Genomic DNA, 9776 nt, shown 5'->3' with positions numbered 1-9776 from the left:
CTCGGGTGGTCGGGGTCCACATGACATTCTCCAGGCAGGTCAGCAAACCGCTTGGAATCATGCGAACCTCGACCGCTCAACCCTTTTCGAAACGGCCTCTAAGCGATCGTGCGCTTTTCCCAAGCGTCGAACGTGAGCGTCTCGCTGGCGCCGAAGCAGCGGATTTGTTCACGTTGCAGTTGAGCCGTGACGCCGCGGTCAAAAGCGACAAAGCTTATTTCAGCGTTCAGGACAAAGGAGCGGATGTCGACGTTGCTGGATCCAAGCAGTGCGATCTCGTTATCAAATGTGACATGCTTGGCATGCAGGAAACGGCCCTTGTAAAGATGCACTTGGATACCGGCCCGGAGGAGTTCGGAATAATAGGATCGCTGCGCGAAGTTCACCAGAATGTGATCCGTCAGGTACGAAACCACCAGGTGGACTTCGACTCCACGCAACACCGCGGTCTCGAGCGCCTGCAGGAAGGCCTCGTCGGGGACGAAGTAGGGGGTCGTGATGACGACACGTTCGCGCGCGCCGTGCACCAGCGCGGTCATGAGGTGTCCAACGCCGGCATCCGGGTAGTCGGGGCCGCTTGGCAGAACCTGCGCGACGACCCCGGCGTCGGGATGATGGTGCGGAAACAAGGCGGGCATGGCCAGCTCCTCGTCGGTTTCCATGAACCAGTCGGCGACAAAAACGGCTTGGAGTTCCGCCGTGATCGGACCGACCACTTGCGCGACCAGTTCTTCATTGGCGATGTTCCGGCCAGAAACGGCATTGGTGATGTTCTGCGAGCCAACATAGCCGATACGGCTGTCGATGATGGCAATCTTCCGGTGATTGCGCAGATCGGCGCGTGCTGACCTGCGCCGGAAAAGGCCGACCCGAAGGGCGAGCCGAACCTCCACCCCAGCCGGGGCGAGCAGCTTCGCCACGCGGTGCGCCCATTGTCGCGACCCGATGGCATCGATCAGAACCCGGCACTTGACACCTCGTCGCGCGGCCCGGTCCAGCGCGTCCATTACGCGCCGGCCGGTCTCGTCGTCGGCAAAGATGTAGAACAGAAGATGGACTGTTAGTTGTGCCTGGTCGATGTCGGCGACGATTCGGTCGATCACGTCCTCATACTCGGAGAGAAGCCTGACGTCGTTTCCGGCGAGCGCTGGGAATTGCCCGAGCTTTTCGATCAGAAGAGCTGGCCCTGCCAGTGTGCCCGGCAGGTCGGGACGGCGGCAGAAGCGGGAATGGGCAATTTCCCTGGACGCGGCCGCGAGGATGGCCGGCAATCTTACAAAGCGTTGGCGACGCCAGCGCGGGTAAGTCGGTCTTCCAATGAGAAGGTAAATGACAAGCGCCGGAATCGGCAGGAAAAATACCAGCAGAAGCCAACTCCGCGCAGCCTCGGGAGAACGCCGCAGGGGTACGACCACAATCATCACGAGACGAATCGACCATTCAACTGCCAGATAGGCGATTGCCCAGGCTTCTCCCCCAATGAACACCACCGTCGTTGTCCTGCCCGCTTTCTGTGCTCTCTCTCAGCCGCAATCGCCCTTGCTGCTGGTAGATCAGTTGCGCTTCCTTGACGTGTATCAACAAACCTTCCGCGATCCCGTGCTAGTCTGCCATATTCGTAACCTCTTATCCGGGTCGCGACTTGAACGGCGAGTGGCAACGGCGGTCACACGACGCCGTGAGCAAATTCCACATGCGTAGGGATCAGGCAGATGAAGGCAAAAGACGTCATGACCGTGGACGTGGTCAGCGTTTCGCCTGACCACAGTGTCAGGCATGCAGCGCGGATCATGCTGGACCACCGCATCAGCGGCCTGCCGGTGATTGACGATGATGGCCGCGTGGTCGGCATCGTGACCGAGGGCGACCTAATGCGCAGGTCGGAACTCGGTGTCCAGGCGCTGGCGCCGGTCGATCGGCAGTTCAGCACGGAGGAGAACAACGCCGGCGCTTACGTGAAAAGCCACAGCTGGAAAGTGGCGGATGTAATGACCTCGGATCCAGTCATGGTCGACGAGGAAACACCGTTGCCTCGAATTGCCGCGCTGATGGCGGAGCGCGGCATTAAGCGCGTACCGGTAATGAGAGGAGAGCACCTAGTTGGGATCGTAAGCCGAGCCGAACTCCTGCGAGTTATCATCACGGCCAAATTCGACGCTACGGCGCCCGGCGACGATGCGATCCGGCGCAGCATCCTTACACGACTGCGAGAGGATGCAGGCATCAAAGGAGATGAGCTGGCTCTCACTGTCGCCGACGGCCTGGTGCATGTATCGGGGGCGGTCTCCTCGCAGAGTGAGCGAGATGCCGTCCGCGTGGTTGCCGAGGGCGTAAGGGGCGTCAAGGGTGTCTTCGACCACCTGTCCCTTGCCTAGCTCCACACAGGCGGCCGATGCTAGGCGAAAGCATCCTTCGAAAATTTGTCAGATGACGTCGTGAGCAACTCCGCCATACATGACGACCTAGCAACGCTACAGCGGGAGACATTCGACTACTTCATCCGTGAAGCGAACCCTGCCAACGGCCTCATCCGCGATAAGACGTCGTTTGCCGGGAGCATGGTCGTCTCCGCGGTCGACATCGGTCGCCGCATCATGGTGCTTCGCGGGATGGGCCTTCCAATGTATGTCTCGCACGCTACGAGCAAACTCGGGTGCAACGGTCTTAACGGAATGGACCAGCCTCCGTCCCGGCAGGACACCTTTCACGCCACGGGCGCTGCAGAGCTCGATAGTTAGGCGGTGGCGGTGATCGGTTCACTCTTGAAGAGTTCGCCGGAGCGAGGCATCGCATGCATGATGACGGAGAGCTTCCGGGCGACAGCGACAGCCGAGCGTTTGAAGCCGATCTTCTCGCGTAGCCTGATACCCCAATTTGCGCAAATCACTCTCACCCCGACTGCGGGTCAGGGTCACGACGGCGGCTTCATAAAGAAGTGAACGCACGTGGGTATCTTCACGCCGGGAGATATGGCCGTCATAATCTACTTCGCCCGACTGATAGCGTCGCGTCGTCAATCCAAGCCAGGCGCGCCGACCGATCGCGATCACGCGTGAAGTTCGCCGAATCCTCGATGGCATTTAGGTAAGCAGTTGCTGTGATCGCCCCAACGCTCCGCAACGGATGCACTGCAGAGTTTCAAGCAAGGCGTTCGCCGAGCGAGCATGGATGCATGCAGCAGTTTTGCCTGTTCCGATTGTTCTCGGAGCGCCCATCATGTTGGGGGGATGTAATCGCAGCGAGGGCGGATCTCGGCCACGACAGAAGCAAACGACGCCCCCGCACGGCCGCTTTGGTTAGCCGATGCGGACGATCGTGTCCGACGTAAACTCAAAAGTGGGGATGGCCAGGTTCTCGGGCGCGGGTCCCTTACGAATCCGGCCCGCTGTATCATAATGGGAGCCGTGGCAGGGGCAAAACCATCCCCCGAAGTCGCCAGCCTCACCCAGTGGCACACAACCGAGATGGGTGCAGACGCCGATCATCACGATCCAGTTTTCCCGTCCCTCGCCCGCCGAACGTGCAACGTCGGTGGCGGGTTGCTCACCGACAAGATTCGCATTTCGGGCTACCGGGTCCTTGAGTTCCTGGAGTTCGACAGCCTGTGCGGCCTGGACCTCTTCTGGCGTTCGGTTGCGCACGAATATGGGGCGGCCTCTCCACTTGGCGGTGAGAGACATTCCTGGTTCCACAGAGGAGACGTCAATCTCGATCGTGGAAAGGGCGCGGGTCGAGGCATCAGGACGCATCTGATCGATGAATGGCCAGGCTGCGCCCGCAATGCCGACGACGCCCGCCATACCGGTCGCCACATAGAGGAAATCGCGTCGCGTTGGTTCACTTGTCGTGGTATCTGGCAAGACACACTCCCTTTGACGCTGCAAGTTCCTGGTTCCGGGCGGCAGATGTGCGGTTCGTAAGGAACTTTCCTAACTGGCAGAGTCTAGGGCTAGAATTAGGCTGAGCCAATAGTTCGGTAGTGCGGCAGCTGAACGCAGCCACCGCTCTATTTGTAAGGATCTTTGTCGAAGCTGATGGGACAGGACCCGGCAGCAGGAGTTTCGTCCGAAGCAGGGTACCGGGTTTTTCGGCTCCGGGGGTTCCAACAGGCAGCCACAGAGCCATAGCACCCGCTATGGTCCAACAACCATACACGAATCGGGTGGCCGCAGCGTCGGGTTATCATGTGGGCCAGCGAATTTGATGACGGAGCGGTCCAGGGTTGATGCCGCGATCATCGCCAAGGGACTGGAGATTGAACCTCGCTCGTGCAGCCGCCCATCACGGATGATGCCTCTTGTCCGATCGGCATTCTAAACGCGCGCAGAGGCAAGTTCACCTGCGGCTACGGCGCGCCTCAGGCTCAGCAAGCCGTTAGCCGCAAGGCGCCATCTTAACGGCCTGCTAGACTTTCACTGGACCCTGCAACTCGGCTGGATCGGGTCGCCCGCTGGTCGTCATATAGCGTGCGCCTGTCGCCGTAAGTTGCGCTCTGCGCATAAATCTGCCCCTCCGCACCACACACTGGCGATGTGCCTGCTAGTCTGCAGATGCGACAGCACCCCATGTTGCCAGCCTTGACAGCGGAAGGTATGCCCTATGTTCTTGGACGTGTGCAGCACCGCAGCCGTGACGTTGTGTGGCTCGGATCCTTAAAGCAAAACCCTCGTTATTGCGGAAGTGGCGCATTCGAAAAAAGGTAAAAAATGTCTGGAAAGAAAAGTTTTGGCGGCTCCAAAGTGTCCTCTCGATTGATATCACGTCGCAGTCTGCTCGCTGGGAGCGCGGGGCTGACGGTAGCGGCGGCGATCGGCGGCGGCCGTTGGGCGAGCGCTCAGGAGAATGACTCGGGTCAAGCCTCTGCGGGCACCCAGACCCATGAGGTGCAGATGGTCAACAAGGACCGTGAAGGGCGTCCCATGCAGTTCGACCCGGCATACCTCAAGATCGCTCCAGGGGATTCCGTGAAGTTTGTGGCGACGGACAAAGGCCACAATTCGGAGCCGATCCTCGGAATGGTTCCTGAAGGCGCCGAAATGTGGAAGGGCAAGATCAATGAGGAGATCACATTGACCTTCGATGTAGAAGGGATCTACGGCTACAAGTGCTTGCCGCATTTCGCCCTCGGCATGGTCGGCATCATCCAGGTCGGCGATAGCACTGAAAACCTTGATTCGGCGGAAACAGCCAAACTGCCCGGCAAAGCTAAGCCCCGCATGGCTGAACTAATCGCCCAGGTTGGAGGTGGCGCCACCGCGCCCGCCGATTAGACAGGCCGACTTTCTGCCTTCGAGAGGCCGTGGGTTCGGCGGTCAGCGGGAGGCGAAGCCACCAACGCAACAAGGACCGAGGACAACAATGAACAGATCCGAACGAGATGCCTCCTGGGGACTGCCCAACGACGAGGCGGTGGCGCCTCCCCCAACGTCGGAAGTCAGCCAAGGGGAGGGAATAGAGGGCGCCCGTCGATTTCCCGGCGGTCGCTTCTTGCCGGATCGGTAGGCCTGACGCTTGGTTCTCTCGCTGTTTCGCAGGAAGCTTCCGCGCAGAATGCTGATGGCACGATCCGTATAGCCGAACATGGAGCCCGCCACGCGAACCGCGCTGGCAGCCTCAGCCAGCGGTTATATTCGTTGCCCAGAGTTGTTGCCGACGATGTGGCTCATGATCCCTCTGTGGTCCCGGCTTCGATAGCGCGCCAAGAAACCGAGATCGTCCGTGTCGATTTGGAAACCGTTGAAAAGGAAGCGCTGCTCGACGAACGCGCCAGCTTCCGCTTCTGGACTTTCAACGGCACGGTGCCCGGCCCGCTCGTGCGGGTGCGGGTTGGAGATACAGTTGAAGTCTATCTCAAGAACCGGGAAGACAGCTGGCTGATGCACAATGTCGACTTTCACGCAGCCACGGGACCTGGTGGGGGAGCGGAACTGACTAGTTGCGCGCCTGGAGAAGCAAAGGCCTTCCGCTTTAAGGCGCTGAACCCGGGGCTCTACGTCTATCATTGCGCCGTTCCGCCCGTAGCCATGCATGTCGCAAACGGCATGTACGGGATGATTCTGGTCGAACCCGAAAGCGGCCTTCCGCCGGTTGATCGGGAATTCTATGTCATGCAGGGAGAGATCTATACCACTGAGCCTTTCGGGTCGGAGGGGCTCCTCAACGAGGATTATGACAAACTGCTCAACGAGCGGCCGGAATACTTCGTGCTCAACGGTCATGTGAGTGCGTTGACGGACCACTACCCGATGAAAGCGAATGTCGGCGAAACAATCCGGATCTTCTTCGGCAACGGCGGTCCCAACCACGTATCCTCATTCCACGTGATCGGCGAGATTTTCGACAGGGTTTATCTCAATGGAAGCGTGACGAAGCCGCCACAGACGGATGTCCAGACGGTCGTTGTTCCTGCCGGTGGATCCGCCATTGTGGAGCTCAAGCTCGAGGTACCCGGAAGATACGTTCTCGTGGACCATTCGCTGTCGAGGGTCGAGCGCGGTCTGGCAGGCTGGCTCGACGTCGAAGGCAAGGAGGCGCCAGACATCTTCGAACCAATTGCATCGTAATAACGCCGTGCGACAGAGTGGCGGCTCCTCCATGGCTGCCTGGGCGAAGGCGAAGGTGGCCTAGCCGCCGAACCTTGTTTGATGTTCTCAAAGTAGAGGGCTAGCCAAGCGCGCAAGGTTCTCAGCCAGCTTGCTTGCGACCGGGCGCTTTTCCCATTCTCTGAGACTCAGCACGTTGCTCGAGGCGAAATATCGACTTTGCTGGCGCCTGAGTTGCTCCACAACGCCCTTGTCAAAAGCGATGAGGCTTACCTCCGCATTGAGAACAAACGAGCGGATATCGACATTGCTGGAGCCAAGTATCGCGATTTCATCGTCAAACGTGATGTGTTTGGCGTGGAGGAAGGCTTGAGCATAAAGATGCACTTGGATGCCGGCGTGGAGAAGTTCGGAATAAAACGATCTTTGTGCAAGGTTCACCAGCATCTGGTCCGTCACATTTGAGACGACCAATCGAACCTCAACTCCGCGCAGAGCTGCTGTTTTGAGTGCCTGCAGAAGGGGCTCATCCGGCACGAAATAGGGGGTCGTGATGATCACACGTTCGCGCGCGCCGTGCACGAGCGAAACGATAAGATGTCCAATGCCAGCATCCGGATAATCCGGGCCGCTGGGAAGCACCTGCGCCACAGCGCCACCTCCGGGCGGGTTGTGCGGAAACAGGACAGGGTTGGCCAACTTCTCGTTTGTTTCCATAAACCAGTCGGCGATAAATACAGTTTGGATTTCGGTCGTGACCGGGCCGACGACGCGGGCGACGAGTTCTTGGTTGGCGATACCGCCACCAAATTCGGCGTTGATAATATTTTGGGAACCTAAATAGCCGACGCGACTGTCGATCACAGCGATCTTGCGATGGTTACGAAGGTCGGCGCGGGCCGACCTTCGATGGAAGAGCCCGACGCGCAGCGCGAGCCGTACCTCCACACCGGCGGGAATGAGCAATCTAGCGACGCGGCGCGCCCACCGCCGCGATCCGATGGCATCAATCAGCACCCGGCACTTCACTTGGCGTTTTGCGGCGCGCTGGAGTGCGTCGATTACACGTAGACCAGTCTCGTCGTCGGCAAAAATATAGTAAAGTAGGTGAACCGTCTGTTGGGCCGCACCGATATCGGCAATCATGCGGTCGATGACCTCATCATATCCGGAGAGAAGCTCGAAGTCGTTGCCGGCGACGGTCGGGAACTGCCCAAGCCTTTCCACCAACAGAGCGGGCCCCGAAAGACTGCCCGGCAGCTCAGGGCGGCGACAGTAACGGGAATGAGAAATTTCCCTGGACGCAGCTGCAAGAACGGCCGGCAGTCTGAGAAATCGCTCGCGACGCCAGCGAGGGTAAGTCGGCCTTCCGATGAGGAGATAGATAAGGAGAGCCGGGATCGGCAGCAAAAACACGAGGATAAGCCAACTTCGCGCCGCCTCGGGAGAGCGCCGCATCGGCACGACCGCAACCATCGCCAAGCGGATTGACCACTCAGCCACCACGTACCCAACCGCCCAAGCCTCGCTGATGAGTGCTATCACGCGTCCGTCCTACACCGCTTTTGGCCGGTCCTTCCAGTCTTGGCATTTTGCCCTTCTCTTCATGGCGCCGATCCGGATGGAGTGCAGGGGCTGCGAAGCTCAGGGGCATGGACTCAATCCGGCTTACGCCGATCCTTGGGTCGCGTGTGCTGCTGCTCATATGATCCGCGCGTTATCTTCAGCGGGTCGCTCGCGGGAAAGGTCTGCTCCAGTTCGAGATTTAGTTCTTCGTCGGCTTCGCGCTTCAAGCGCTCGGCTTCTCTCGGGCTTTCCTTCGTCTGTCTTGCCATGTCCATCTCCGTAGGCACCTGGAGTTCCGCTCGAAATCTACCCTGCAGGATCTCTATCAGCGCCAGCGTAACAGCAATCGTAGCGGGACCAAGAACCAGTCCGGAAGCCCCGAACAGGATGATCCCGCCGACCGCGCCGATGAACATCACCATAGTATGCAGCTTCAGTCGGCTCCCCACCAAGGCCGGGTAGAGCAGATTGTCGATGGTCGCTATGATCACCCCGCCCCAAATGACCAGGATGAGCGCCCGGGTCCAGTCGCCTTGGAGGGCGAGAAGAAGAGCAGCCGGCAGCCAGATCACGAAGGCGCCAAGTACCGGCACGATCGCTAACAGCCCCATGACAAGGCCCCAAAAGACCGGTGTCGGCAGGCCAAGCCACCAGAATATCAGGCCTCCGAGCGTTCCCTGAACAGTCGCTACGACTATGGTCCCGATGATCGTGGCGTGAACCGTGTCCGCTAAGCGCCGTACCACGAGCCCCGTTTCTGTCGGCTGCAATGGCGAAAGCTTCGCCACCACGCGCATTGCCCTTTCACGGTCGCGCAGGAAGTAGAAGAGAATGTAGAAGGTGAGGATGAGGCCGATCACCTGACTGACCGAGCCGCGAAGAAGCGAGGTGCTCTGGCTCGTTAGCCAATGGGCAAGACCGCCGAGCGCACCGGCCGGATCGAACCGCTGCTCGAGCCAGGCCGCGGCTTCGGCCAACCTGGGGCGGTTACCGATGGTCTCACGCCAGTCCAGTGTCCGCACCGCGTTCTCCAGAGAGATCGCGCCGCCGGCGGCCTCGCGGACGAGTTGCTGTACCACCAGGAGGAGCATCCCAAGGATCACAATTGCTGCGGCCGCAACCGCGATGAATGCTGCGAGATCGCCGCTGCCAAGACGCGAGTGGAGCCAGCGATGAGCTGGCGCAAGAAGAATACCCAGCACCAGCGCCCAGGTGAGAGAGGGCAGAAAGGGCAGGGCCAACCGGTAGCAGAGAAACAGGCCTAGGCCCGTCAATGCAAGGATCAAGAACACTCTGACGACGCCTGCGTCCAACAATAAGCCTTTGCCGAGTTCGGCGCCAACGCGACGCTGTCTCGGACGTTTCTCCTCAATCGCCATTAGGCCATCTTGCCGTTTCGGCCAACGTTGTCACCCTTCTTGCATCAAAGAAATGCCGTGGACGGGTAGAGCAGCAAGGGGGCGGCAGGCGGCTTTCGTCAGGACGTGCCGTCTCGCTAGATTGAGAAGAAATTGCGCATACGCCGAATTACATCGTGATCGAGAGTTCGGTGTTCTTCCCATAGAGCCACTCTAAGAGGCCGTTTCGAAAAGGGTTGAGCGGTCGAGGTTCGCATGATTCCAAGCGGTTTGCTGACCTGCCTGGAGAATGTCATGTGGACCCCGACCA

The 9776-nt window shown here is 59.5% G+C and carries 8 protein-coding genes and 1 pseudogene; 4 read left to right on the top strand and 5 right to left on the bottom strand.

Going from position 1 to position 9776, the window contains the following annotated elements; all coding sequences use genetic code 11:
• Positions 1-98: 98 nt before the first annotated feature.
• Positions 99-1490 (bottom strand): cardiolipin synthase, encoded by a 1392-nt coding sequence (cls, locus tag V1479_RS25985; protein ID WP_368805371.1) that lies wholly within the window; start codon positions 1488-1490, stop codon positions 99-101.
• 222 nt (positions 1491-1712) lie between these two features.
• Between cls (V1479_RS25985) and V1479_RS25980 the strand changes: the two genes are divergently transcribed.
• Complete coding sequence (locus tag V1479_RS25980; protein WP_173194330.1) at positions 1713-2375, top strand: CBS domain-containing protein; 663 nt, start codon at positions 1713-1715, stop codon at positions 2373-2375.
• A 60-nt stretch (positions 2376-2435) separates the two neighbouring features.
• Positions 2436-2738 (top strand): hypothetical protein, encoded by a 303-nt coding sequence (locus tag V1479_RS25975; RefSeq protein ID WP_173194328.1) that lies wholly within the window; start codon positions 2436-2438, stop codon positions 2736-2738.
• On the opposite strand, the pseudogene V1479_RS25970 reads toward V1479_RS25975, so the two are convergent.
• Both V1479_RS25970 and petA read right to left on the bottom strand, forming a co-directional pair.
• Positions 2735-3111: pseudogene (locus V1479_RS25970) on the bottom strand (transposase); the annotation flags it as partial. The gene V1479_RS25975 and the pseudogene V1479_RS25970 sit on opposite strands and share 4 nt — an antisense overlap.
• Before the next feature lie 185 nt (positions 3112-3296).
• Entirely contained in the window at positions 3297-3860 is a 564-nt protein-coding gene (gene petA / locus V1479_RS25965; protein ID WP_368805370.1) for a ubiquinol-cytochrome c reductase iron-sulfur subunit, read from the bottom strand.
• A gap of 846 nt (positions 3861-4706) precedes the next feature.
• Between petA and V1479_RS25960 the strand changes: the two genes are divergently transcribed.
• Both V1479_RS25960 and nirK read left to right on the top strand, forming a co-directional pair.
• Complete coding sequence (locus V1479_RS25960; protein WP_173194326.1) at positions 4707-5270, top strand: pseudoazurin; 564 nt, start codon at positions 4707-4709, stop codon at positions 5268-5270.
• Positions 5271-5633: 363 nt separating this feature from the next.
• A complete protein-coding gene (nirK, locus tag V1479_RS25955; RefSeq protein WP_368805369.1) occupies positions 5634-6563 on the top strand; it encodes a copper-containing nitrite reductase in 930 nt (309 codons plus the stop codon).
• An 87-nt stretch (positions 6564-6650) separates the two neighbouring features.
• Here the strand turns inward: nirK and cls (V1479_RS25950) are convergent, their stop codons facing one another.
• Together cls (V1479_RS25950) and V1479_RS25945 are read right to left on the bottom strand one after the other, a co-directional pair.
• The gene (gene cls, locus V1479_RS25950; protein WP_368805368.1) at positions 6651-8087 is read right to left on the bottom strand and encodes a cardiolipin synthase; all 1437 of its coding nucleotides are present in this window, start codon (positions 8085-8087) and stop codon (positions 6651-6653) included.
• A 113-nt stretch (positions 8088-8200) separates the two neighbouring features.
• Positions 8201-9487 carry an AI-2E family transporter gene (locus V1479_RS25945; protein ID WP_142589629.1) on the bottom strand — a complete coding sequence of 429 codons (1287 nt, stop codon included), beginning with the start codon at positions 9485-9487 and terminating at the stop codon, positions 8201-8203.
• Positions 9488-9776 lie beyond the last annotated feature (289 nt).

Origin of the sequence: Neoaquamicrobium sediminum (assembly GCF_040970315.1) — a bacterium.
Taxonomy (GTDB): domain Bacteria; phylum Pseudomonadota; class Alphaproteobacteria; order Rhizobiales; family Rhizobiaceae; genus Aerobium; species Aerobium sediminum.
This window is presented reverse-complemented; position numbering and strand designations above follow the sequence as displayed.

Bases quoted from the DNA above. Each gene is read 5' to 3' on its own strand.
- V1479_RS25980 (WP_173194330.1), top strand. From the start codon at position 1,713: ATGAAGGCAAAAGACGTCATGACCGTGGACGTGGTCAGCGTTTCGCCT.
- V1479_RS25960 (WP_173194326.1), top strand. From the start codon at position 4,707: ATGTCTGGAAAGAAAAGTTTTGGCGGCTCCAAAGTGTCCTCTCGATTG.
- V1479_RS25945 (WP_142589629.1), bottom strand. From the start codon at position 9,487: ATGGCGATTGAGGAGAAACGTCCGAGACAGCGTCGCGTTGGCGCCGAA.